General features: G+C 63.5%; 16 protein-coding genes. 12 read left to right on the top strand and 4 right to left on the bottom strand.

Going from position 1 to position 25,897, the window contains the following annotated elements:
- Nucleotides 1-36: 36 nt before the first annotated feature.
- The gene (locus tag ACYQ00_RS01240; RefSeq protein WP_460030417.1) at nucleotides 37-903 is read left to right on the top strand and encodes a hypothetical protein; all 867 of its coding nucleotides are present in this window, start codon (nucleotides 37-39) and stop codon (nucleotides 901-903) included.
- A 22-nt stretch (nucleotides 904-925) separates the two neighbouring features.
- Entirely contained in the window at nucleotides 926-3,094 is a 2,169-nt protein-coding gene (locus tag ACYQ00_RS01235) for a DUF3859 domain-containing protein (protein WP_460030416.1), read from the top strand.
- A 124-nt stretch (nucleotides 3,095-3,218) separates the two neighbouring features.
- Here ACYQ00_RS01235 and ACYQ00_RS01230 read toward each other — a convergent pair whose 3' ends face one another.
- From ACYQ00_RS01230 to ACYQ00_RS01220, 3 genes are all read right to left on the bottom strand, one after another.
- Nucleotides 3,219-3,623 carry a response regulator gene (locus ACYQ00_RS01230; protein WP_460030415.1) on the bottom strand — a complete coding sequence of 135 codons (405 nt, stop codon included), beginning with the start codon at nucleotides 3,621-3,623 and terminating at the stop codon, nucleotides 3,219-3,221.
- A 13-nt stretch (nucleotides 3,624-3,636) separates the two neighbouring features.
- Complete coding sequence (locus ACYQ00_RS01225) at nucleotides 3,637-4,014, bottom strand: response regulator (RefSeq protein WP_460030414.1); 378 nt, start codon at nucleotides 4,012-4,014, stop codon at nucleotides 3,637-3,639.
- Between the two features lie 152 nt (nucleotides 4,015-4,166).
- Nucleotides 4,167-7,076 carry a hybrid sensor histidine kinase/response regulator gene (locus tag ACYQ00_RS01220; RefSeq protein ID WP_460030413.1) on the bottom strand — a complete coding sequence of 970 codons (2,910 nt, stop codon included), beginning with the start codon at nucleotides 7,074-7,076 and terminating at the stop codon, nucleotides 4,167-4,169.
- Nucleotides 7,077-7,290: 214 nt separating this feature from the next.
- Here ACYQ00_RS01220 and ACYQ00_RS01215 point away from each other — a divergent pair, with 214 nt between their 5' ends.
- The 3 genes from ACYQ00_RS01215 (at nucleotide 7,291) to ACYQ00_RS01205 (ending at nucleotide 10,093) form a co-directional block, all read left to right on the top strand.
- Nucleotides 7,291-8,145, top strand: coding sequence for a tetratricopeptide repeat protein (locus tag ACYQ00_RS01215; protein WP_460030412.1), 855 nt, complete (start codon nucleotides 7,291-7,293; stop codon nucleotides 8,143-8,145).
- An 88-nt stretch (nucleotides 8,146-8,233) separates the two neighbouring features.
- On the top strand, nucleotides 8,234-9,241 hold the full coding sequence (locus ACYQ00_RS01210; protein ID WP_460030411.1) for a hypothetical protein: 1,008 nt from the start codon (nucleotides 8,234-8,236) through the stop codon (nucleotides 9,239-9,241).
- Between the two features lie 66 nt (nucleotides 9,242-9,307).
- Nucleotides 9,308-10,093, top strand: a complete 786-nt coding sequence (locus tag ACYQ00_RS01205) for a tetratricopeptide repeat protein (RefSeq protein WP_460030410.1) — start codon at nucleotides 9,308-9,310, stop codon at nucleotides 10,091-10,093.
- Nucleotides 10,094-10,126: 33 nt separating this feature from the next.
- Here ACYQ00_RS01205 and trmFO read toward each other — a convergent pair whose 3' ends face one another.
- Nucleotides 10,127-11,506, bottom strand: a complete 1,380-nt coding sequence (gene trmFO, locus ACYQ00_RS01200; RefSeq protein WP_460030409.1) for a methylenetetrahydrofolate--tRNA-(uracil(54)-C(5))-methyltransferase (FADH(2)-oxidizing) TrmFO — start codon at nucleotides 11,504-11,506, stop codon at nucleotides 10,127-10,129.
- A 275-nt stretch (nucleotides 11,507-11,781) separates the two neighbouring features.
- On the opposite strand from trmFO, the gene ACYQ00_RS01195 reads away from it, so the two are divergent.
- From ACYQ00_RS01195 to ACYQ00_RS01165, 7 genes are all read left to right on the top strand, one after another.
- Nucleotides 11,782-14,382 carry a glycogen/starch/alpha-glucan phosphorylase gene (locus tag ACYQ00_RS01195; RefSeq protein ID WP_460030408.1) on the top strand — a complete coding sequence of 867 codons (2,601 nt, stop codon included), beginning with the start codon at nucleotides 11,782-11,784 and terminating at the stop codon, nucleotides 14,380-14,382.
- Between the two features lie 140 nt (nucleotides 14,383-14,522).
- On the top strand, nucleotides 14,523-14,840 hold the full coding sequence (locus tag ACYQ00_RS01190; protein ID WP_460030407.1) for a DMT family transporter: 318 nt from the start codon (nucleotides 14,523-14,525) through the stop codon (nucleotides 14,838-14,840).
- Between the two features lie 34 nt (nucleotides 14,841-14,874).
- Nucleotides 14,875-16,500 (top strand): alginate O-acetyltransferase AlgX-related protein, encoded by a 1,626-nt coding sequence (locus ACYQ00_RS01185; RefSeq protein ID WP_460030406.1) that lies wholly within the window; start codon nucleotides 14,875-14,877, stop codon nucleotides 16,498-16,500.
- A 309-nt stretch (nucleotides 16,501-16,809) separates the two neighbouring features.
- A complete protein-coding gene (locus tag ACYQ00_RS01180) occupies nucleotides 16,810-18,093 on the top strand; it encodes an ABC transporter substrate-binding protein (protein ID WP_460030405.1) in 1,284 nt (427 codons plus the stop codon).
- Complete coding sequence (locus ACYQ00_RS01175) at nucleotides 18,090-21,137, top strand: EAL domain-containing protein (RefSeq protein WP_460030404.1); 3,048 nt, start codon at nucleotides 18,090-18,092, stop codon at nucleotides 21,135-21,137. Before ACYQ00_RS01180 ends, ACYQ00_RS01175 begins: the two co-directional genes overlap by 4 nt.
- Nucleotides 21,138-21,240: 103 nt before the next feature.
- Nucleotides 21,241-22,443, top strand: a complete 1,203-nt coding sequence (locus ACYQ00_RS01170; RefSeq protein WP_460030403.1) for a hypothetical protein — start codon at nucleotides 21,241-21,243, stop codon at nucleotides 22,441-22,443.
- A gap of 79 nt (nucleotides 22,444-22,522) precedes the next feature.
- Entirely contained in the window at nucleotides 22,523-25,897 is a 3,375-nt protein-coding gene (locus ACYQ00_RS01165; protein ID WP_460030402.1) for an AsmA family protein, read from the top strand.

The raw sequence follows: 25,897 nt of genomic DNA, 5'->3' as shown, positions 1-25,897 counted from the left end.
GGAGCCTGTTACGCGCCGCTGGCGAGGAGCGTCCGCATGCCTGGCACAAGCGAGTCTATGAAATTTCAATGTTGCCGCCATATCGCCGGTCTGTCCTGGCGGTCTTGTCTGGCCCGGGCTGCTGCCACGGGGCTGTTGGCTGCAGTGCTCTGCCTGCTTCATCCGCCTGTCTCTATCGCCAAAATGATTGAGGTGGACAAAAAGAACTTTGGCACGCGCGATTTCGGGGTCAGCCAGGGCGGAGTGTTCCGGGGCGTCATTCTCAACGTTTCCACCAACACCCTCGCAGGGCTGGAAGTCGAAATCGTGGCGCAGGATGCGCAAGGCAACGAGCTTTGGACCCGCACGACCCGCCTGCCCACGCTTCGACCCAATCAGCGGGCCCCCCTGGAGTTTGAGGTGGGCATGCAGGGGGTGGGGCAGCCGGCGAGCTATCTCATCACCTATCGCATGGACGACGCCGTGGGCAAGGACCCCGACAGGGTGACCAGCACCCAGCGCCGGCTGGTCGGATTCACGGTCAAGGGTGTTGGCGATTTTCGTACCAGACCATTCTCCCTAGAAGCGGGCGAGAAGACCATCCAGCTGGAATACTCCGGCGAAGACACGCTGGTGGTTACCCTGCAAAAGCCGGACGGCAGCTATGAGCGTCCCTTGTTTGAGCAGCAGGGCGCCGGCAATGCCACGGTGAAGTTTTCAGTTGAGGAGAAAGGGGAGTATGTCTTTCATACGGATGGCGACGGAGGCTGGAGCCTTCAGGTAAGGGATGAAGCCCTGGCCAACATGCCACCGCCTGCCCCCAACCAGGAATTTGCCACGCCCGGCGATGCCACGCCTGGCGCTGCACAACCTGCCGCGCCAGCGCCTGCTCGCCCGAAACGGAACTCGCTTGTTGTCGAATAGCGCATCCTCCATACCGTCGAAGATGTCCCGTCCCCGCCGTGCTGCATGGCTGCCTGTTGCGTACGTTCGCGCTGCGGCCTGGCGGCTCCTGGCTGCGTTGCTGATCCTGCTCGCCTGGAACCCTGCCGCGCAGGCTGGCCTTACGGCCTCCAGCAAGACCGCGGGGCTGTACGGAGAAAATGAATCTCCCGCCGCTGCGGCCATGGAATGCCAGGGAGTGAACGCCCGGCTGCTCCAGGCGGTGGAGAGCATTCCTGCCCAGCTGCTTGTGCGTTTTGGCCTGGAAGTGCTGGTGGAAGGCGGCAAGAAGGGCGCGCCGGCCCGTCTGGACGTGACCCTGACGCACCCCCCATTGCGCCAGCCGGGCAAGGCAGAGCCTGTCACCTCCCGAAGCTGGGAGGTGGGAGCCTGCGCAGGCATCCCTGTGCTGGTGGCCTGGACCTTTCTCAGCGATTGGGAACTGGCGCCCGGTGAGTGGACGTTCATCATCTCCCACGATGGGCAGGAACTGTTGCGCAAGCCGTTTCAGGTGGTGGAGGGGCACTTGCCCGAGCCAGAGGCTCAGCTCTCCATCTCGTTGACGCCCAAACCGCCAACTGCCGCCGAGGTCGCGGCAGGCGGCGACAGTGCGGGTGTTCCGGCCCATCTTGCCCCGGCCGAGGTCATTGCCGCCCTGGCGTCCATGCGTGGGCTGGAGCCCACGGTGGCGGCCATCGCCATGGATGAAGCCGAGGCCAAACGCCTGGCTGCCCGCAGCGTATCCCAGGGCATCCCGGCTGTGGTGCGGACGGTGCAGCACGTCACCGGGCGCTGGAACGCGGTGGTGGTCTGGGATTTTACCCAACGCTCTGCCGATGAAGCAGACATGGTGACCACCCCCGCCGCACAGAAAAAAAATACACCGCACCTCGCGCCATCGCTGGCCATCCAGCTGGCCGCCTACTCGGAACTGGCCGAGGCGCAGGCCTACGCGGGTTCCCTGCTGCAATATGGGCTGCAGGTGTTTATCGAGTCACTACAGGTGGATGGCCGGGTGTTGCACACGGTTCGGGTGGGGCCGTTCGATGCTACCAAATCCGGCAGGGATCAAGCCATCAGGGTCATGGACAAGTTGCGAACCCGTGGGGTGCGGCTGCCGTTGCTGACGCGCACCCCGGAGCCGTTGGTGCATCCCTCCGCTGACAGTGTGCAGCCGGTGACGACACCGCCGGTCCCCGCCGGCCCTGCCGCTCCGGCAAACTCGACCGGGCTGGCGAAGGCCCCTCTGGACATCGGGACTCCGCTTCCCTTGCGAGCCATGGATGCAACGCAGAGCAAGCTGGCGGAACTGGTCGAGCGGGCGCGCCCGGACGAGACCATCCAGGCCGCAACCAGTAAGTTGACAGCCGAACGCAACGAGACAGCTTCCGACGATGCGCCGGATGAAAATGCTGAATCGGACCCCGAGCAGACGGTCGGGAGACGCAGAGGGCCGGAACGTCGGCCCCGGAACGCGCCGGCAGTGGAGGAATTTGCCCAACGAACCTCCCGTGGCGCAGCGGCCATGAGCGTGCAGATTGGCCCGTTCAAAAAGCGCGACACCGCTGAGGCCTTTCGCAAACTCATCCTGCCCTCCGCCAGTGCCGGCACTGGAGCGGAAGCCGGGCGTGGGGGCGGCAATGCCTCGTCCATTGCGGTGGAAGCAGTCGGGAGTGAGTATTTCGTGCGGGCTGGCGGGTTCGCCAACGCGCAGTCCGCCAAGAATGCCGGTGCGGAATGGATTGCCCGGCATGGCCCGGAGGCCGGGCTCTCGGCCATGGTGGTCAAGGATGAATTCGCTTCCCGTCGTGCGCCAGCGGGCACGGCTGTTTCAGGCAAGCGGCCGCCGGGCACGACGGACAGGCCGGAAACGGCAGGCGCAGGCAACAGCAGTGTGGCTGGCAACGCCACCGCGCCAGCGGCTCCGGCCAGATTCGTGCTGCAGCTGGCGTCCACCGCCTCCAAGGACGAAGCGGCCCGCCTGCGGGAAGGCTGGGCAGCCAAGGGCCTGGACGCCAGGGTGACCGAGCTGCCAGGGGCGCTGGGTCGCGTGTATGCTGTACGGGCCGGAATCTACCCCACCATGGCAGCGGCCCAGGCAGCTGCGGAGGCCGTACGCGAGGCGCACGGGGTGCTGCCTGTGGTGGTGGAGGAGCATGAGGGCAGGCCCTGAGCGCAACGCCCCGGTCCGGTGGTTTTGCTCGTGCTGGCCTTTTTTGCCGACTTTTTTTGAAGGTCAAGGAGGGCAGCCGAAGTCACGCCGGGCGGCTGGTCTGTGCGGCGGGGCAAGGCCCCTCTCAGGCAGGGGCCTTGGACAGAAAGCTATTGATGGCGGTGATGAGATCGTCGATGTTCAAGGGTTTTTCCATGATCAGACTGGCACCGAACATGCTGGCCAGTTCCAGATTGCAGCCCGGGGAAAGCTGGGCCGCGCCGCCGGAGATGGCGATGATGGGCAGATGCGGGGACAGGGCACGCAATGCCTTGATGAACTGCAGCCCCTCCATTTCCGGCATCAGAATGTCCGTAATCACCACGTCGGCCGGTTTGGCCTGTTGGCGGTCGAGCCCTTCCTTGCCATTGGCAGCCTGCTCCACGGCAAAGCCTTCTCCGGCCAGGGAATCGACAAGCATGGCGCGAACCTGGGTATCATCTTCCACCAGCAGAACCACGGGGCGGGAGGGGGAGTGCGGAGTTGTCATGGCGCCTCCGGCTTCAGGCCTGCTTGCCGAGCAGGTCGGCGATGGTTTTGAGCAACAAATTGATATCCACTGGTTTTTTGAAGGTTTTCACAGCCCCGAGGGCATCGGCCGTACCGAGCAGGTAATCGCCGCGCACGTTGGGGCTGCCGCCGGAAATGGCGATGATCCTGGCCTGGGGAAAGTCCCGGCGCAGGTTGTGGATGGTTTCCACACCGTCCTGGTCCGGCATGATGATGTCGGTAATGACCAAATCCGCCGGGGAGGCTTTGTAGGCGGCAATGGCTTCGCGACCGTTGACGGCCTCGACCACCTCGTAGCCTTCCTGCCGCAGCGTTTCTGAAAGCATGGTGCGGACCTGGGGGTCGTCTTCAACAAGCAGCAGCTTGGTCATGGAGCCTCCTCGACTTCCTTTCGACTGGCGCAGCGTTCCGGGATTGGCCCGGCAGGGTCGGGGTGCTGGCGGCAGGAGTGCGCAATCGCCACGAACAGCTCAATTGCGCTCCCTCCGCCAGTCCAATCCATCGGCTGGCCGCAGTCACCATGCTATACACCCGGTTGGCGGCTTTGGTCCAGCACATGGCGGATGGTTTGCGCCAACTGTTCTTCCACCACGGGCTTCATGATGAATTCCGCCACCCCTGCAGCCTCCACGGCTTCCCTGGTGACGGACTCGGAGTATCCCGTCAGCAGGATGACCGGCTTGTCCGGCCGCAAGGCCAGCACCTGACGCGCCAGTTCCAGCCCGGTCATGTGCGGCATGGTTTGGTCGGTAATGACCAGATCGAAGCGCTCCGGGGCGTCTCTGAACACCTCCAGCGCCTTGACCGGGTCCGTTGAGCCTGTGACCTTGTACCCCAGCTGGGAGAGCATTTCCCCGGCCATCTGCACCAGCAGGGCTTCGTCATCCACAAACAGCACGTGCTCGGACCCTGTGGGCGCAATGCGGCACAGGCGTTCTTCCTGGCCGGGTTCCTGCAGCAGGCGCGGCAGCCGGACGGTAAAATTCGTGCCTTTGCCGACGGCGCTGTCCACAGCCACGCTGCCGCCGTGGTTTTTGACGATGCCATGCACCACCGAAAGGCCCATGCCCGTGCCCTCGCCCGGGGCCTTGGTTGTGAAGAAGGGGTCGAAAATCTGTTCCAGAATGTCTGGCGGAATGCCGTGGCCTGTATCGCGCACGCTGAGTTCCAGATAATCCCCGGGCACCAGATCCACCATCCCCCTGGCCTGTTGGGGGGAGAGCGTGGAGTGTTTGAGGGAGAGGGTCAGGGTGCCGCCGCGTTCGCGCATGGCGTGCCCGGCGTTGGTGCAGAGGTTCATGATCACCTGATGGATCTGGGTCGGGTCGCCCAGGAGGGCATCGCTCTGCTCATGCACTTCGGGGCTGATGTCCAGGACGATCTCGATGGTCGAGGGCAGGGTGGCCCGGAGCATCTTGACGATTTCCTTGAACAGGGAGAGCAGGTGCACGGGCTTTTTCTCCTGCTCGGTCTGGCGGGAAAAGGTCAGAATCTGCCGCACGAGATCCGAGGCGCGCATGCCTGCGGACTGGATTTGCTGCAGGTATTCGGCGGCCTTGGAGGTGTTGTCCACCTGACGCAGGGCCAGGCGGACAAAGCCCAGGATGGCGAAAATCATGTTGTTGAAATCATGGGCAATGCCCCCGGCCAAGGTGCCCAGGGCCTGCATCTTCTGCGCCTGACGGAAGTGCTTTTCCAGCCGGGCGCGTTCGGTTTCCGCCTCTTTGCGCTCGGTGATGTCCACGGCCACACCCAGGAGCTGGTCCTTGCCCACCGAGGGCAGCACCAGGGGCAGCTTGGTGGTGGAAAACCAGCGGCGCACGCCCGAAGCCGAGGTGAGGGTACGCTGGGGAATGAATAGCGGCTGCTGGGAATCCAGCACTTCCTCATCCTCCAGGCGCATGATGGAGAAATCTTCCTCACCAGGACCAAAATCGCCGCCGATGCGGCCTTCCAGCTCGGCCGGGGTGGCGTTGTACAGATCCGCCAGGGCCTTGTTCACCAGCAGGAACCGCCCTTCGCGATCCTTGACGAAAATGAGCGAGGGCACGGTATCGATAATCTGCCGGAGGAAGACGCGCTGTTCTTTGAGGGCTTCCTCGGCCCGGGTGCGCTCGGTCACGTCCAGCACGCTCACCAGCACCTTGCCCAGCGTCTCCTCGTACCCTGGCGCCACGTTGAGGTGGATGACCACGTTGCGCCGTTCGCCGCTCAGGGTCACGTGCTCGGTCTCTTCGGAAAACGTTTTCTGCCCGCGGGCCAGGGCAATGAGTTCGTCGCGGAAAAAGGCGTAGGTGGAGTCCGAAAACACGGCCCGCAGCCCGCCCAGCAGCTGCTCCTTGCGGGTGGCGCCAAAGAGCCTGAGCGTGGCATTGTTCACGTCCAGCAGACCGACCATGTCCACGCAGCGCTCCACATCCTCAGGATGCTCGTGGAACCAGGCGCTGAAATCCATCACCCCCTGGGAAGCCAGGTGGTCAAAGTGCTCTTTGATGATGGAGAAATCTTCTTCCCACAAGGAGATGGGGGAGTCCTCAAAGAGGCTGCGGTAGCGGCGCTCGCTTTCCATGAGCGCTTCCTGGGCCTTTTTGCGCCGGGTGATGTTGCGGCCAACAGCCTGGTACTCCGTAAGGCGCTGGGCGTGGTCGTAAATGGCGCGGTGGGTCCAGTGCTGCCAGTGGATCTCGCCATCGTCCATGATCACACGGTGCTCAAAGGAGGTGACGGGATTTTCCGGCGAAAGGCCCATGATATGCTGCTGGATGACGACCAGATCCTCACGGGGAATGTGCGGGATGTAGTTTTTGTTGATCAAATCCTGCCGGTTTTTATTGAAAAAACGGGCATAGGCATCGTTGACGTAGGAGAGCTTGCCATCCGGCAGGTAGCGGCAGATGAGTTCGGTCTGGTCTTCCAGGATGGCACGGTAGCGGGCCTCGGAGTCGCGCAGGGCAAGGATGGCCTTTTCGCTGTCTGTGATGTCGCGGGTATAGATGGCCACCCGGACCACCTGGGTCTGGGGGTCAACATAAGGGTGCATGCGGTGGCCGTAGGTCACCCCGCGGTAGCCGTCCTTGAACTGCAGGGGTTTTTTGGTGTCCACGGCCTCGTTGAGCCAGCGGCGGCGATCCGGGACAATCTCCTCGGCCAGAAAGTCGAAGATGCAACGACCCATGAGGGCATCCGGCGTTTGGCTGAGCCGGTGGGCGCCCACTTCGTTGATGGCCAGCACCATGCCCAGGGGATCCAGCACCATGACGGACTCTGCCGCAGCGTTGAGCATGGCCCGGTTCATGGCCCGCTGTTCGGCCAAATCCTCCCGCAGGCGCGACAGCGCCTCGACCTGCTGTTCCAGCTCCTGCACTCGGCGCTCAAGCCGTGCCTGCTCTTCGGCCGCCTCCAAGGATGGGCCGGCCTGAAACTCTGCTTCCACGCAAGGCGCTCCTGACTGAATGGCTCCCCAATACGACAGATCCCGCATTGAAATATATCCCTAAAGAAGCAAGAAAAGTCAATCCCGACTGTGAGTTTTGCCGCTGGGGCGGGGAGCTTCAGCTTTCTAAAGAATCTCTCGCTTTACCTTGAGGAAGAACTTGAGTAGATGATGATGGTACTGCCTGCGTGGCGGGGAATGAGGGACAGGCCGCATGAATGAGTTGCTGACCGACATGGAAGATGCCGAACACGGCAAAACTTCAGCCAAAGCAGCAGGAAAACAAACGCCAGCTGCCCCCCCGGCGCGGGAAATGCATGGCCGCGTCAAGGGCGTCTTCACCACCACAGTCAAAAATACTGTCGGGTTCGGTCACACCAAAAAGCGCACCAACCAGTCCATCCACGTCTACGTGGAAGAACATGAGGGCGGCATCTTCACCCTGCAGCCGCTCAATTCCAATTTCATCCCTTCCGGCACCGCCGAACGCATCACCCGCGAAGAGCTGCTGCGCGACTATATTCCCGAGCCGGCGCTGTTCATGGAACGCATGATCCCGGCCATTCGCGAGTTGAACAAAAGCCTGGAGCAGGGCGAAACTCACTACAACAAAGGTGAGACCTTCAGCGCGGAGTTTGAATTCAAAAAAGCCCTGCGCCTGGATGACGGCAATATCCGCGCCACCTTCGGTCTGGGCTTGACCTATCTGGAGCGCGGGGATCGGGAAAAGGGTTCCTTGGTTTTCAAGCGCTTGGCAAGATTGAATAATCTGTTTGAGCCGCGCCACAAACACTTGTACAATGAATTCGGTATTCAGCTGCGCAAGAACAAACTCTATTCCCAGGCGCTGAAGCACTATGCGCGGGCATTCAAGCTCTGCAAAACCGATGAAAACCTGCTCTATAACATCGCCCGCACGCTGTATGAAAAGGGCTCTCTGCGCGCCTGCGAGCATTACTGCGAAAAAGCGCTTTCCCTGAAATCTAATTTTGTGGAAGCCAAGGACCTTCTTGAAATCACAAAGAAACGGCGGTATCGTGAACAGGAAATCCGCCAGGGTGAGTTGTGACTGTCTTGTGGAGTTCCAGTGACGCGAACTCCGCTTTGCCACAGTGGGCATGCAGTCTTGCATCTGGCAAAGTGTTGGGCATGCTGTAATGCTGTATCGAATCAAAGAGAATTCCCCAGTCCTGCAGGATGCCTTTGGCCGGTTTCTGCTGGACAAAGGCATCATTGCTCCAGACACGCTGGCCAACGCCCAGGCGCATCTGCTGCAGCATAACCAGCGCGTTGGGGAACTGGCCGTGCAACAGGAACTGCTGACCAAAGAGCAGGTCAGCGCCCTGTTGGAGCGGCAGAAGCGTTCCTCCAAGTTCATCGGCGAGCTGGCAGTGGAGGAAGGGCTGCTGACCAGGGATGATCTGGATGACCTGCTCTTCAGCCAGACAGTGCATTCTTTTTCCCTGGGGGAAGTCCTGCTGGAGGAGGGGGCCATCAGCCCCGAATCCTTCGCCGAGGCCATGCAGGAGTTTTTATGGCTGGAGGAAGAGAAAAACCGCGTGGTATGGGACGTGCTCGATGGTTTGCCGGAGCGCGACATCATGCCGGCTGTGGCCCAGTCTCTTGAGCTGGCCTTGCTGCGGTTTACCGGGCAGCGGGTCAAGGCCGAGTGCCTGTGCACCATCTCGCAGGGAGGGCGCCAGGGCAGCTGCTGGGCCATCTGCCTGCTTCTGCGGGGGGCGGAATGGCTGGAATGTGCGCTGTTCCTCTCGCCGGCGCTCATGGCCAGGGTACACGCCAGTCAGATGTTGCACCCGACCATTGCCGAAGCCAGTGGAGACACCCCGGGCAGCCCCTCCGTTGCCGCCCCTGCAAGCGGCCCGGTCTCTGCACTTGACGGAACCCGCCCCTTCATGGAGATTGTGGCCCGGTACCTGAGCGAAGCCCTGAGTGCATGCGGCATTCCCGTGGAAACGTGGAAGGTGGTGGCCTGCGGCGAAGAGCAACTGGCCTCCCGGGCGGCCACATGCCTGACCCTGACCACGGATGCCTCGTCATCGCACACCGGTGCTGTCTGCAGCCCGCCAGAGACGGAGCAGGACCAGCACCGCGGCCGGCTCAAGGTGTTCGTGACTCTTTCTTGTCCCCAATGTCCTTGCCCCTAGGCAAGGCCAGCCCCGCTGCGCATTCCGCCCTTGCGTGCGCCATGGCGGGTAGTGTGGAAGCCCTCCATGGAACAACAGCAGAGTGTCGGCGGCATTGCCGGAGTGTACAAGGGAACGCGGACCATCGTCATCGGCGCCGGGGCAACGCGGCGCAAGTCCACCACCGAAGCCTTTGTGTACGCCGAACAGACCAGTGAGGCCGTGGTGGCCGTGCAGCCGTTGAATAACGCGTTCCTGCCGGTCTCGCCTGTGGAGGAGGTGCCTCTGGATGAGTTTCTGGCCCGGTACACGCCGGAGCCGGAAATCTTCCGCTCCAAAACCCTGCCGGCCATCAGCGCCATGCGCAAAACCCTGGCCAAGGCCGAACGCCTGCGCGGCCAGGGAGAGACCTATTCCGCGGAATACGAATTCCAGAATGCGCTGAAACTGGACGACACCAATATTCGCGCCAACTATGGCCTGGGGCTGACCTACCTGGACCGAGGCGAGCACGACAAGGCGGAAACCGTCCTCAGGAAACTGGTGCACCTCGAAACGGCTTTTGCCAATGAGAACAAGCACCTGTTTAACGAATTCGGCATCAAGCTGCGCAAAAGCGGCATGCTGGAGCAGGCCTTGGCCTATTATGGCCGGGCCATGACCCTTGCCCCAAAGGACGAGAACCTGCTCTACAACATCGCCCGCGTCCTGTACGACAAGAAGGATTTCGCCAAGGCCCTGCAGTTCGCCGGCAAGGCCCTGGCCCTCAATTCCGAACTGGAAGCGGCCGCACACCTCGTCAAGGTCATCAGAAAAGAAACGGGCGACGCCTCACTGGACCCGTCCGAAACGATTGACGCCTTGCGAGACTGATTGCAGCAGCGCCTTGCTCCTGCCGGCGCGGCCTTATGGCGTGGGGCAGGCGCGCACCAGCCCGCGTTCTTCCAGAGTCTGCCGCCAGCCGGCAAAGGCCATGCGGGCGCGTTCCGCATAGAGCAGCTTGCGCCTGGCTTTGGGTGCCTTGCGGCCCAGGGGAGGCGTGAGCCCGAAGTGGACGTTGGAGGGCTGGAAGTCCTTGGCCGCAGTGGCCAGGTGCGTTGCCAGGGCCCCGAGCATGCTCTCCACCGGCGCGGCGGGGCAGGGCAGCCCCTGCAGGGCCGCGGCCAGCCGCAGGGCCGTCAGGTGCCCGTGGGCCATGGATTCGACATAGCCTTCCACCCCGGAAATCTGCCCGGCCAGATGGACCTGGGCATTGCCTTTGAGCCGGAATTCCTCATCCAGCACCATGGGCGCGTTGACGAAGGTGTTGCGGTGCATGCTGCCCAGGCGCAGGAATTCGGCCCGTTCCAGCCCGGGAATGAGCCGGAACACGCGCTCCTGTTCGGGGTAGGCCAGTTTGGTTTGGAATCCCACCAGGTTGCAGGAGGATTTGTCCAGGGTTTCCGGCCGCAGCTGCACCACGGCAAAGGCCTCGGCTCCGGTGCGCGGGTTCGGCAGCCCCACGGGCTTCATGGGACCATGGGCCAGGGTCAGCCGGCCGCGGGAGGCCATGGCCTCAATGGGCAGGCAGCCCTCAAAGTGCCGTTCTTTCTCAAAATCCCGGCTGGGCACCACCCTGGCCGTGGTCAGGGCTTCCAGAAAGGCGTCATATTGCGCCTCGGTCAGGGGGCAGTTGCAGTAGTCTTTTTCTTCGGGATTGTACCGCGAAGCCCACCAGGCCACGTCCATATCCACGCTGTCCATGGCCACGATGGGGGCGATGGCATCGTAGAAGAACAGATGCTCCGCGCCGGTCAGGCTGGCCAGTTCTGCGGAAAGGGATTCCGAGGTCAGCGGCCCCGTGGCCAGGATCACCCGGCCGCCGGCCGCCAGGACCGAGGCGGGCAGCGGGTCGGCCAGGGAGCAGATTTCTTGCCGTACCAGGGTGATGAAGGGTTCCGCCTCGACACGGGACGTGATATGCTCGGAGAAGAGTGTCCTGTCCACGGCCAGCGCCTTGCCGGCGGGAACCCGGGTCGCATCCGCCGCAGCCATGAGGGGGCTGCCCAGGCTGCGCAGTTCTTCCTTGAGCAGGCCCACGGCCATGTCCGGGGTGTCTGCCCGCAGGGAGTTGGAACAGACCAACTCGGCCAGCCGGGTGTCGTGGTGGGCAGGGGACAGGCGGTGCGGCTTCATCTCGGCCAGGGTCACGGGCAGGCCCAGGCCCGCCAGGACCAGCGCGCATTCGCAGCCGGCCAGGCCGCCGCCGATGATCAGCACAGGAACGGAACGAGGGGAGTCTTGCATGATATCCATAATGGTTGGCGTTGTCGCGGCGGTGCTGGCCGGGGCCGGCATCTGGCGCGCGTCCAGGGGGCGGCCGTGGTGCTCGCCCTGACTGGTCATGTACGGCGGGGCCGGGGTCGGCCTCCTGGCGTCATTTTTGTCGAAATACTTCCTTGGCGAATGAAGCGGGGCAATCCATGGCTGCCAAGACGCACAGGCTGCCACGCCTGCAGTATGTTTCTGGGTTCGCTAACAACACCGGCACCCTTGCCGGCTGTGCTCCGGAGGAGATCTTGATGGCCACACCCAAGCAGCAGAGTCAGAGCTTCGATCCCCAACGGGCCTTCGCCTGGTCCAGCGGTCTGTACGACGGCGACAGTGTGGAAGGTCTCAAAAAAGACGTCATCCGCCACATCGTCTCCAGCCTGGGCAGCGACTATGCCAGCAAAAACGCCTACAACTATTACAACGCCCTGGCCCTGGCCGTGCGCGACCGGCTCATCGACAACTGGATCAAAACGCAGCGCAGCTATTACGACGAAAAAGCCAAGCGGGTCTACTACCTTTCCCTGGAGTACCTGCCCGGAAAGTCCCTCATAAACAACCTCCATTGCCTCGGCATTTACGAGACAGCCCGCAAGGCCATGGAAGACCTGGGCTTTTCCCTGGAGGATCTGGCCGAGCAGGAGTGGGACGCCGGGCTTGGCAACGGTGGCCTGGGCCGGTTGGCCTCCTGTTTTCTGGATTCCATGGCCACGCTGGGTATTCCGGGGTATGGCTATGGGATTCGCTATGATTACGGCATATTCCATCAAGTTATTGAAGATGGCCGGCAGGTGGAGCAGGCCGACAACTGGATGCGTGTGGGCAACCCCTGGGCGTTTGAGCGCGGGCAGCACCTCTTCCCCGTTCGTTTTTATGGCGAGGTGAAAAACTGGACCGATGAACACGGCCGCCTGCGCCACACCTGGATTGGCGGCGATACCGTGCTGGCCATGCCCTGCGACATGCTCGTCCCTGGCTGGGACAACCGCCACGTCATCAACATGCGCCTGTGGTCTGCCCGGTCCGACGTGGAGTTCAACCTGGACTTCTTCAACACCGGCAACTACCTGGGCGCTGTGGAAGCCAAGATCTTCGATGAAAAGATCTCCAAGGTGCTGTACCCGTCCGACCAGATTGAAGAAGGCCGCGAGCTGCGGCTCAAGCAGCAGTATTTCTTCGTTGCCGCCACCATCCAGGACATCCTGCGCCGCCACCGCAAGAAGCACCCGGAAATGACCAAGCTGCCGGAAACCGTGGCCATTCAACTCAACGACACCCACCCGGCCATCGCCATTGCCGAACTGATGCGTGTGCTGCTGGATGAGGATCTGCTGGACTGGGACACGGCCTGGGGCATCTGCACCAAAACCTTTGCCTACACCAACCACACCATCCTGCCCGAGGCCCTGGAAACCTGGCCCGTGAGCCTGCTGGAGCGGATGCTGCCGCGGCACATGCAGATTATTTATGAAATCAACGGCCGTTTCCTGCGCGAGGTGGAGCGCACCGCCCGTGGCGAAGACTGCGGCGATTTCTGTGACCGGGATCTGGACCAGCTGAAGCAGCGCGTCTCCCTCATTCAGGAAAAACCGGTCAAGAGCGTGCGCATGGCCCACCTGGCCATCATCGGCTCGCACTCGGTCAATGGCGTGGCCGCCTTGCACACGGACCTGCTCAAGGCCCGGGTGTTCGATGATTTCCACCGGCTGGACTCCAAAAAAATCAACAACAAAACCAACGGAGTCACCCCGCGGCGCTGGCTGTGGTCGGCCAATCAGCCCCTCTCCAGGCTCATTGCCACGCGCATCGGCACAGGGTTTGTGCGCAACCTGCAGGAGCTTTCCCAGCTGGAGCCTCTGGCCGAGGATCCCACCTTCCGCGATGCCTGGCGCGCGGCCAAGCTGGAAAACAAAGAGCGGCTGCAGGCGTACATCAAGCGAAAACTCATGCGCGAGCTGCGGACGGACCATCTTTTTGATGTGCACATCAAACGCATCCATGAATACAAACGCCAGATGCTCAATCTGCTGCACGTCATCACGGCGTACAACCGCATCCGCAGTGGCCGGGGCAGGGACTTCACACCGCGTACGGTCTTTTTTGGCGGCAAGGCCGCGCCGTCGTACTTCATGGCCAAACGGATCATCCACGCCATCAATGCTGTGGCTGCCACAGTGAATGGTGATTCCCGCGTCAATGAGCAGCTCCAGGTGGTCTTTCTGCCCAATTACTGCGTCTCCCAGGCCGAGCGGGTCATTCCCGCCACGGAACTGTCCGAGCAGATTTCCACTGCCGGCATGGAGGCCTCGGGCACAGGCAACATGAAATTCGCCATCAACGGCGCCCTGACCATCGGCACCTGGGATGGCGCCACCATCGAAATGGCCCAGGCCATCGGGCCGGAGCTGCTCTTCATCTTTGGCATGCGCGAGAATGAGCTCCTCTCCCTGCGGCAGCACGGCTACAATCCCATGCTCTACTACCATGGCGACGAAGAGCTGAAGGAAGCTCTGGACATGCTGCGGGGTGACGCCTTCTCGCCAGGGCAGCACGGCCTGTTCGCCCCCCTGGTGGACGCCCTCCTGCACGGCGGGGACCGGTTCTTTGTCCTGGCGGATTATCGCCAGTACCTCGGCGCGCAGGAAGATGTGGGCCGGCTGTATCTGAATCAGGAAGAGTGGACCCGCCGCTCCATCCTGAACACGGCGCGCATGGGGTTCTTCTCCAGTGATCGGGCCATTGCCCAGTATGCCCAGGAGATCTGGGATGTGGCAGCCATCCCGGGCCTTGCGACGCTGCACAGCCAGGACGACCGCCAGACAAAGCAGGCACAGGCGGGCAGGAAACGCTGATATTCCCCGTCCCCAATGGGCTCGACATGGGGGGGATTCCGGGATACAAGCATCGGGCCTGAGGCCGGAACGGCGGGACGACCCGCCGTTCTTGCGTTTTGCCCTGGGGACGACCCCGCAAGCCGCAGGGAGCATGAGAAATGGCCTGGGGCTGGTTGTTGCTTGCCGCCTTATTTGAGGTGTTATGGGCGGTTGGATTGAAGTGGACGGATGGTTTCAGCAGAATTGGCGCCACGGGATGCGTGGTGGTGGCCATGGTGGCGAGCATGGGCTTTCTGGGGCTTGCCGCCAGAACGCTGCCCCTGAGCGTGGCCTATCCCATCTGGACCGGCGTGGGCGTGCTGGGCGTGAGCCTGTGCGGCATGCTGTTCTTCCAGGAGCCGGTCAACGCGGGCAAGGTGCTGTGCATTTTGCTCATCTGCGCCGGCGCGGCCGGTCTCAAGCTGTCCGGAACATGATTCCCTCGTGCAGGGGCTGGGTGTTGGCAGGACTGTGAACGCAATTATCCGTCTGGCGCTACGGGTGCCGTTTGGGTTGGTGGCCACGCTCGCGCTGGTGGCGGCCTTTCCGGTGACTGTTGTACTGCAGGGGATAGATATCCCTACGCATTTGTCCATGCTGCAGCGCAGCATGCTGTCGTTTCGTCCGTTGCTGGAATGGTTGCACCTGAGCAGCCTCGGCGCCGCCGCCGTGGCCCTGGGGGCACTGGTATGGCGTAGCCGGCGGGGGGCAGGGTGGATCCTGTCCATGCGCGGCTGGCGGCCGGCGCTGGTCTGGCTTTTGGGACTCTGCGCCTGCATGGGAGTGGCCAGCTGGGCCTACCCCAATGTGGTGGGCGACGTGGCCATGACCAACCTCGTGTTTGACAGTTCCCTGGTGATTTTCTGGAGCCTGTGGTGCCTGGGGCTGGTGGCCGGGTCGTTTCGTTCCTGCCGTGCAGGCAGCCGTACGGATGCGCCACCGCGGCTGACCTGGCCGGAGAAGGTGCTTGGCGCCGCACTGTGCCTGGTATTTGCGGTGGAGACCGTCGTGACCCTGGTGGATACCAACATCTTCACCATGGCCTTTGTGTACAACACCGAGGACCAGCGCGAATTCAGCACATACCGCGAAGCCCTGCATGGGGAAATGTTCGGCTACCCGTTCAATTCCCAGGGGTATTACGACAAGGAATTCAAGCCCAAGCAGCCTGGGTCGTGCCTGGTGTCCTGGATTGCGGACTCCTTTGGCCTGGGGGTGGTGCCGTACCCGTGGAATGTGGCCACGGTGGTGGAGGACCGGCTGCGGGAGGCCTGGCAGGGCCGTTGCGCCCAGACGGAGGTGCTGAACTTTGCCGTGCCGCAGATGGGCATGAAAGGCTACATCCAGGTGGCCCAGCATGAAGCGCCGGTGTACAAACCGGACTATACGGTGCTGTGCATCTACACGCTGAATGATATCACTGTCCTGGAACCGAACATCCTGAATCATAGCTATGTGCAGAACTGGCGGCTGACGCAGTTCACCCTGCGCCAACTGCGGCCCTATACCCGGCCGGAGCCGTTCATCCGGCTGCCCATCATGCGGGATCCTGCGTTGCCTCCGCGCATAGATGACATGGTGGATGCGCCGCTGCCGGCCCCGCCGCACCTGTTCAATCCGGATCTGGAAAAACCGACCTTTCCCAAGGAGGTGTACCAGGAGCGCCTGGGGCAGCGGCTCAGATATCTGGATCCCGAAAAGCCGTCCATGAAACGGCAGTATCGGCTGTTCTTCCAGGCCCTGGACTATTTCCGCAAGGTGGTGGGCACGCCGCTCCTCATTGTGGTGGAGCCGGACGAGCTGCAGGTGGATGATGCGGTGTGGGATTCGTTGATGGTTGGCCGGGACGCCTCCCGCTATGTCCGCGATTTGCCGCAGCAGCGCATCCGGGAGTATTGCGAGCGCACCGGACAGCCCATGGTGGACCTCTTGCCGCCCCTGCGCGAGGCGCAACGCACGCAGGGCAGGGTGTATCATCTGCAGGATACCCACTGGAATGCCCTGGGCAACAAGGTGGCGGCAGAGGCTGTGGCTGCGGCCATTCAGACGAATTTTTCTCCAGGCGCCGCGGCGGGAACGGCCGGGAACAGCCAGTAGCTGCCAGGGCTGGAGGCACCTTCCGGGACCGGCACGCGGAAATGATATTCCGCCGGCATGCTTCATGTTGCCAAACTCTCATGTTTCTGGCTAGATGAAGCAGAGCTGCCGCCCAGCGTGAACTCATGCGGGACGGCACGCGCCGGCAGTGCATGTTCAGCGAGGGGGTTTGTCATCCTGCCGTCATTTGCCCGCCATGCCGCGTCGCACACGGGTCGACGTGCTGCAGCGCCCGTCCGCGCCAAGGTGCCAAGGTTGCCGAGGCTGCCAAGGTTGCCGAGGCTGCCAAGGTTGCCGAGGCTGCCAAGGTTGCCGAGGCTGCTTGCCCTGTGCTGGACCTTGCCCCCCGGGCTGCTCCTGACACTCTGCGCCGTGCTGTGCCTCGGGTGCGCCGTGTCCACTGCCCGCGCCCAGCAGGGCACGGAGCTGGTGCTGGGCATGTCCGCCCCCTTTACCGGCCCGTCCAGAGGGCTGGGGTATGAGTTTTACCGCGGAGCCATGGCGGCCTTTCAGGAAGAAGCCCGGCTTCGGCCTTACGGCCTGCCTCCCATGCGCCTGATCTGCCGTGATGATGCCTACGACCCCCTGCGCACGCTCCAAAACACCATCGCGTTCATGACGGACGACAAGGTCTTCTGTCTGTTCGGCTACGTCGGCACCCCCACCACGCTGCGCATCCTGCCACTGCTCGCCCGGGACAAGGACGCGGGCCTGCCACTCCTGTTTCCCTTTACCGGGGCATCCAGCCTGCGGCATGGCCGGCAGGTACATCTGATCGCGCATCTGCGAGCCAGCTATGCCGACGAAGCTGAGGCGATGGTGGCCCGGCTGCTGGCCACAGGCCGGCGGCGCATCGCCATCTTCTATCAGGCGGACAGTTTTGGCCGCAGCGGCTGGGAGAGTCTGCGCACGGTGCTGGCCAGGCAGGGCCTGCAGATTTACACCGAAGCCACCTACGCCCGCGGCAGTGACCTTTCCGCAGACTATACGCCTGCAGTGGCGAGGATTCTGCCCGAAGGTGGACAACCCCCGCCGGACGCCGTCCTCTGCGTGGGCCAGTACAGCCCCACGGCCGGCTTTATCCGTGATGCGCGCAAGGCCGGGCTGGACGCACTCATGCTGACCATGTCGTTTGTGGATACGGACAACCTCCTGCTGCTGCTGCGTCAGGAAAGCGTGACCGCGGGCAAGGATCTGACGCGGCGGGTGATTGGCTCGCAGGTGGTGCCCTGCTACGAGGATGAACAACTCCCTGCGGTGCGGGACTATCGGCTGGCCATGGAGCGGGTCGTCGCGCCCACTCCTGCCCTGGCCCTGGTGGAGCAGTATACGCCGCTGCGGTATAGCATGGTGGGCTTCGAGGGGTTTTTGTCTGCCCGGCTGTTCCTGGAAGCAGTGCGGCGCACGGGGACAGATCTGCAACGGGAAGGTCTGCTGGACGCCCTGCGAAGCATGGGGAATTTTGACCTGGGCATTGAAGCTCCTCTGAATTTTGGCCCCACCTCCCTCAGAGCCTCACGGCGGGTGTATTTCACCACCTACGAAAATGGCCGCCTGGTGCCCTTGCGGCAGTGGGAAGCCGTCACGCCATGAGCAAATCCCGCCTGTTCCGCCGCACGCTCAGCTTCATGGTCACCGTGTTCGGGATCATGGCCCTGGCCAGTTCGCTGCTTTCCGGCCTGCACATCAGCCGGGAGCTGCAGAAGGAATATGCCAGCAAGGCCCTGGCCCTGGCCGGCAGTCTGGCCGAGTCCGACATGTATTCGGCCATGCAGTATGATGTGGTCGGGGTGCAGAGCCGTATCGACATCAGCCTGGAAACCAGGGGCGTGGCCTACGTGCTGGTGGCGGACGAGCAGGGCCAGGTGGTGGCGCACACCTTTGCACCAGGGCCGTCCAAAGTGGTGCTGGACGAGGTGGCTGCCTTTGCGGCCATTCCACTCGGCCACAGTGTGCCAAAGGTCGTGGAACTGCGCGATGCCATCATCCCGCAGGATGGCAGGCCCGGGCGCATGGCCATCCATGCCGTCTGGCCCATCCTGCAAGGGGTGGGTGGCGCGGTGCACGTTGGCATGGACATGGACAGCATCCACGGCGAGTTCTGGAATGCCTTCCTTGTGCAACAGGCCATGATTCTTGGATTGTTCCTGGCCAGCACGGCCTTGGCCTGGCTCTTCGTGCGTTCCATATCCGCCCCGCTGACCCGGCTGGCCGAATACTCCAACCGCGTGGCAGCGCATGATTTCTCAGCCTCCCTGGAAGGGCAGGTGGATCTGCGGGCCCAGGATGAGCTGGGGGATCTGGCCCGTTCCATGCATACCATGGCTGGCGAACTGGCCCAGCATTTCCAGACCCTGACCTCCAAGGCCCAGTCTGCCACGGAGGAACTGCAGGACGCCCTGGCCTATCTGTCGGCCATTATCAATTCCATGCCCAACGGCATGCTGGTGGTGGACTCCCACGGCTCCATCACCCGCTTCAACCGGGCCTTTCTGACCATGCTGCAGCTGCATGAGGGCGAGGTGCTGGGCCGCCCCTGCGTGGAAATCCTCGGCCCCAAGACCACGCAGACCCTGGGGCTCCTGGGCCGCGGCGGGCTCCCGGAAGCCTGCAACCTTGATGAGCAGCTCACCTTTGCCGTCAAGGAGGTGGAACTTGTCCGGGACGATGGCGCCCTTGTTCCTGCGGAAGTCTCGTCGCTCTGCCTCCGGTTGCATGAGGATACGGCCATCCTGTGCGTGTTCCGGGACATCACCGAACGCAAGGTGAACAACGAGATTGCCCGCCGGGCCCAGGAGGATCTGGAGCGCAAGGTGGAGGAGCGCACCCGGGAACTCTCCCACGCCAATGCCTTGCTCAAGCTGGAGGCTGCAGAGCGCAGCATGGTGGGCGAGGCCCTGCGCAAGGCCGAGGCTCGCTACCGTTCCATCTTCGAAAAGGCAGTGGAGGGCATCTTCCAGATTTCCGCGGAAGGCCGGTACCTTGCCGCCAACCCGGCCCTGGCGCGCATTTTTGGCTACGAGTCGCCAGATGAATTCATGACCGCCGTGGCGCTTGATCCGAACAAACACTTTGCAGACCCGGAAGCCTATCAGGAATTCCTGCGCCGCATAGAGGTGTTTGGACAGATCAAGGAATTCCAGACCCGTATCCGCAAGGTGGATGGCAGCATCGTCTGGATTTCCGCCAACGGGCACAAGGTGGCCGACCGCACCGGGGAGACCCTGTACTTCGAGGGTTCTGTGGAAGACATGACCGTCCGCAGGGAGATGGAAAACGCCCTGCGGCGCCAGGCCTTTCATGATCCCCTCACCGGCCTGCCCAACCGCATGCTGTTCCAGGATCATCTGCAGCTGGCCCTGGAGCGCTCCAAGCGCCGGAGGGATTATCTCTTTGCCGTGCTGTACATGGACCTGGACCGCTTCAAGATCATCAACGACTCCCTGGGCCACGAAACTGGGGATGAACTGCTCAAGGCCGTGGCCCGCAATCTGGAGATGTGTGTCCGGACCACGGATACCGTGGCCCGTTTTGGCGGTGACGAATTCGCCATCCTGCTGGAGGAAATCGACGCCCCGCGCGAAGCTGTGAAAATCGCCCGGCGCATTCTGGATGAAATCGCCCAGCCGCTGATGATTGCCGGGCATGAGGTCTTTTCCACCGCCTCCATGGGCATTGTGCTCATCACGGACGGCTACGAGCGGCCTGACTCCATCCTGCGCGATGCAGACACGGCCATGTACAAGGCCAAGGAGCAGGGCAAGGCCCGCTTCAAGGTGTTCAACCAGAAAATGCACGAACAGGCCCTGCGGATCATGGAACTGGAATCCGAGCTGCGCCGCGCGGTGGAACGCCGGGAAATCCAGGTCTATTATCAGCCCATCATGGATCTCGCCCGCCAGCGCATCCACGGGTTCGAGGCGCTTTCGCGCTGGATTCATCCCCGCCACGGCTTCATCCCGCCGTCGGAATTCATCCCCCTGGCCGAGGATACAGGCCTCATCGTCCCCCTGGGCGCGGAGGTGCTGCGCACGTCCTGCAGCACACTGCTGGCCTGGCACCAGCTCTTTCTGAGCAACGGGCTCACGGACGAGGAACTGCCGCACATGAGCGTGAACATCTCCGGCAAGCAGTTCCTGCAACCCTCCCTGGTGCCGGATGTGCAGGCTATCCTCACGGAAACCGGGCTTGATCCGCGTTTTCTGACCCTGGAAATCACCGAAAACGTGCTGATGATCAACGCCGAAGGCGCGGGCAGCATGCTCGGCAAGCTCAAACGGCTGGGGGTAAGCGTGTCCATGGACGACTTCGGCACCGGGTATTCGTCCTTGTCCTACTTGCGCCAGTTCCCCATCGATCATATAAAGATCGACCGGGGCTTCGTCAGCTCCTGCGATGAGGATGCGGAAAGCTTCGCCATCATCAAGACGGTCCTGTCCCTGGGTAATGCCCTGGGCATGGAGGTGGTGGCCGAAGGCGTGGAGAGCGTGGGGCAGCTGGGGCTGCTGATGGATAAAGGCTGCCAGTACGGCCAAGGCTATCTGTTTGCCCGCCCGCTGCCGCTTGAGGAGATGAAGACATTTATCCTCAAGCACATGGCCGACCGCCACGAGGCGTTTACCGAGCTGGATCAGTAGGCCGGAGCCCTCACATGCCCGTGACGGTCTGTCACGGTCGCTCGTTCCAATGCCCCGCCGCCAGGATCATTTCACCGCCAACGTAATGAAGGATTGCCCGTCCATGACTCTTCCCCTGCTTCCTGCCGCCGGCTTTCTTCCTGTCTCCCTGCTTGATGACGTGTTCGACTCCCTGGAACACGGCGAACCGTTGTGCTGTCAGGCACGGCCGGGCGGAGGCGGGGAGGCCCTGTTCGGCGAGCTGCAGGCCCGCATGGCAGCCACGAGGCGCGTGGTGCGGATTCCGCTTGCGGACTGCAAGGATATGCTGGATGTGGTGCAGGTGTTTTCGCAGGCCATACAGCAGCCGCGCACCCGGCCCCTTTGCGGCACGGGGCGGGACTGGCGCGAAGTCCTGACCGAACTGCTGGGCCTGTTGACCGGCCAGCCTGACGAGGCCCAGGGTGTCTGCCTGCTGTTTGATGGCCTGACCTCGTTTCTGCAAGCCTGGCAGGGCGGCCTGTGTGCCGGCCAGGACTCTGCCCGGCGCATGGATTTGCGGGTGTTTTTCGACATGCTGGCCCGGGCCGCCTCGCCGCGGCTGGCCGTGGTCATCCTGGCCACACCCGGAATTTCCACCCTGCTCAAATGCCATCGCGTGGAGGACGTGCTCACACCCTTTAACGAGCTGGCCATCAACGTGCCCCAGGCCGAAGTTGCCGACACCCGCTCCGATCCCGCTGCTGCCGCCGCCTGGGCCCGGGAACGCGCCGCCGCCCTTGGGCTGGCGCTTGCCCCCGAGGCGGCGGAACACGCCGTGGCTCTGGCAGGGGCGGCCTATCCGGAACATCTGGCCCTGCTCCTGGAACAGGCCGCCCGGCAGGCCCGGCAGCAGAATGCCAATGTTGCGGATGCCGCGTTTCTGGATGAGGTGGTCGCCACGCGCCTGCTCGGCCCCTTCGAGCACTTGCGCTGGCGCCGGCAGGAAGATGCGCTGTACGCCGGGCTGGATGCGCTCTTTGCGCCCCTGCTGCTGGAACTGCTGCGCCGCGCCGCCGGGGATGGGGTGACGGTGGAGGAGGCCTTCAAGCTGGCAGGCATTGGCTCGCCGTATATTCAGACTGGCGGCTCCATGCCCGTGCATCTGCTCCGCCAGCACCTGGAATGGATGGAGCAGGAAGGATTTCTGGAACGCCGCGCCGATCGGTACGTCATGCCGGATTCGCTATTCGGCCGCTGGCTTGTGGGCATACATCGCCCGTGCAAGCACGTGGAGCCAGAGCCTCGCCAGGCTCAGGAGGCTACTGGAGGCGATTCTGCACTCTGATTCCCAGCCCGCGCACGACACCCCTGATACAGGAGTGGGCACTCCGCACCCCGCGCATTCTGGTGGTGTTCCGGGCCGGTTGCGCCGCGCACTGATCCTGTGCGTGGGCGCCCTGGCGCTGGCAGTGGCCACTGCGGTCACGGTGGCGGCGCTTTGGGTCGCACTGCTTGATCCCACGGCCCACCGCGAGGAGATTGCCGGCTGGCTTTCCCAGGCCCTGGGACGTCAGGTTCAGGTGCATGGGGGGCTGCATCTGGCGGTCTATCCCTGGCTGGGGCTCCACATCGGGCAGGTGACGGTGGCCGATGCGGACCTGCCCGCTCCCATGCCCGCTCCCATGCCCTCTACCATGCCCGGCATTGCCAATGCCACCACCCAGGCAGAAGACCCGTCCCCTGTCCAATCCCCCGCGCTATTTGCCACGGCCCACGCCGCCGTGGTGCAGATGCGGCTGTGGCCCTTGCTTTCCAGAGGGGACGTGGAACTGGACCGGATTATCCTGGTGGATCCCGTGCTGCGCCTGCGCCGGGAAGCCAATGGGACGGCCAACTGGGACGATCTCCTGGCCCTTGCTGGCGGGGATCCGGATGTGGCGGCCCCCACCGACGCCCCCGCGGCGAATCCCGCTGCCCGCAAGCGCATGCGCTGGAGCGGAGTGAGTATTGTCAATGGATTTTTGGTGTTTGATGATGCCATGCGCGACCAGCGGCTGGTGTTGTCGCAAGTCCATTGCATCACCGGCGCGGGCACCCGGTTCAAGATTGCCCTGCAGGCCCAGGCCGACAGCACGCGGTTTGGTGCCGGCATGCTGGATTTGCGGGGCGACTGCGCCGTGGATGTCACCAGCGGCAATGTGCGCCTCAGCAACGCCACCCTGGCCTTCGACGGCCAGATCCCCCCGGATCTTGCCGCCGGCCTGTACAGCGAGCGGCTGGGCAAGGCCATGCTCCCCGTGCATCTGCAGACCGGACTGAGCCTGGACACTGCCGCCGAACTGGCGGAACTCCACGGCGCCAATCTCTTCATCGGGCCGGAACGGCTGCAGCTGGACATCCGGCTGGAACATTTCGCCACGCCCGAGTTGCGCGCCACAGGCACCATCGTCCGTCAGGCTGTCCCCGGCACGCCGCACTCCCGCCCCTGGGAAACCGCAGCCTTTCGCACCGGCTTTGCTGCAGATGCCTCTCGCCTGAGCCTGCAGGATTTCCAGATGACCAGCCGCCATTCCGTCCTGAATGGCAATGCCACCCTGGCCCTGGGCGAGGAACCGGCCCTTTCCCTCCAGCTGCAGGCGCCACGTCTGAACGGCGACGAGCTTGCCGCTGCCTTCGCCACACCGGGCAATGGCACCCTGACCGCGGACGACGTCATCGCTGCCCTGGCTGCAGGCACCATTCCCGGGCTGCCCCAGCCCTGGAACGCCATGCGCGTGGAGGCCGATCTGCGTATTGAGGACGTCTCCTTCAGCGGTCGTCGTTTCCAGCATACCGCGGCCCACGCCGTGCTGAACCGGGATGGGCTGGACATGCGCCTGGGGCTGGGCGAGGTGTGCGGCAGTGCGGTGCAGGGGCAGGCCGGATTGAACGCCAAGGGACTCACCGTCTCCCTGGCGGCGGAAAAAACCTCCCTGGCGCGTTGCCCGGATCTCAAGGGCGCGCTGGCAGCCGGACTGGTCCGTTCCGGCGAGGTGACGCTCTCTTTGAATGCCACTGCCGCCGGGCATTCGGTGGAGACCTGGCAGGAGGACTGGGAGCTGGCTGCCTCCCTGAACATTGAGCATGGTTCCCTGGACTGGGATCGCGTGCAACACGCCACCGGTGTTACCTCTCCGGCGGGCAATTCCGATATCGGGACCTTTGATGCGCTGTCCGTGCAGGGCAAGGCCGGGTCGGCCAAACGCGCGCGCGGTGCTGCCGCCCAGGACCCCCAGCCTGTGCAGGCCGATCTGTCCCTGCGAGCCAAGGGTCTGGTGGTGGAGGCCGGGAAGCCTGTGGATGTTGTGCTGCGCAGCACAGGCACGGCCGGCATGGCCCCGCGCAGCCTGGCGCTGCGCAGCACCTCGGGCCTGCAGATAGATCTCGCCGCCGCCCTGCCCGCAGGCCTGTTGGGCAAGGCCGCCACCACGGCAACGCTCAAGGCCCGCGGGGATTGGGACGCCTCCAAGGCCCGCCTGTCCCTCTCTTCCCTGGCGCTCAAGGCGCACAATGTGCAAGCCACCGGCAGCGTGACGGCCACCAGACTCGGCAGTTCCCCGGTATTCCAGGGCTCGGCCAGCATCGAACCGGGGACAGGGGGGCTGGCCACCCTCTGCCAGGCCCTTGGCCTTTCCCTGCCGGCCACGCGCAAGGCCGATGCCTTTTCCCGCGTGGAACTGAACACGGACTGGAAGCTGGAGGGGGATCGCCTCTCCCTTTCCCGGCTCACGGCCAGGGTGGATGACACCACTCTGCGCGGCGACATTTCCTGTTCCCTGGGCGGCAACAATCAAACCGGCCCGACGGGATGGCGGTTTCAGCTGCAGGCAGACCGGCTGACCCTGGACGATTACTTTGCGCCATCCGCAGCGGACAAATCCGCCGCTGCCGAGCCGGCCCGCCCCTGGGAAGGCCGTTCCCTGCAAGGCCTCCAGCTCAAGGGGGCGCTGCATGTGGGCTCCCTCAGGCTGTTTGATCTGCACCTGGAGCAGCTGGATATGAACCTGGAAGGCCTGCCCGGCCAGCTCCGGGCCGAGCCGTTCACCTGTCGGCTGGCGGGAGGACGGGTCAAAGGCCACCTCTCCCTGCTGGCGGACCGGAAACAGCCCGGCGTGCAGCTGGTGGTGGGCGCGGACATGGCGGACTTTGAGCTGAACACCGTGGCCCAGGCCCTGGGGGTGGGCGAGCGGCTGGGCGGCCGGACCAATCTTTCCTTTCAGCTGTACAGCAGTGGCAGCTCCATGCAGGAGCACGTGAGCCAACTGGGCGGTTCGGCCTCCCTGAAGGTGGTGCGTGGCTTCTATGGCTACTACCGGACCATCAAGCCCGATACCACCCCCTCAACCGAAAGCCATCTCATCCGCCGGGATAGAAAACCCGCCCCGCCGGAAAAGCCGCGCCGGGAGCTGACCATCCTGCCTATCATCGACGCCGCAGGGACCATGCAGTTCACCGACGGTGTGGTCCGCAACAGCGACTCCCGCATAACCAGCGACCGCTTTACCGCCACCGGCTCAGGCTGGCTGAGCTTTCCACAGGAACGCATGGAGTATGTCCTGCAGATTGATCCACGGATCATCCCGAGCTTCCCTGTGATTATCAAAGGGGCCATGGACGATCCGGACGTGGATGACAGCCAGGGCGGCACCCTGGCCTCGGCCGTCACCGAGCTCACAGGTACGGTCTTCCGCACCGTGCTGGATGTGCTGACCCTGCCCCTCAAGACGCTGGAGAACATGAAGCCCTCGGGCAAGCCGTAA

The sequence above is a fragment of the Megalodesulfovibrio paquesii genome (assembly GCF_054653055.1).
This window is presented reverse-complemented; position numbering and strand designations above follow the sequence as displayed.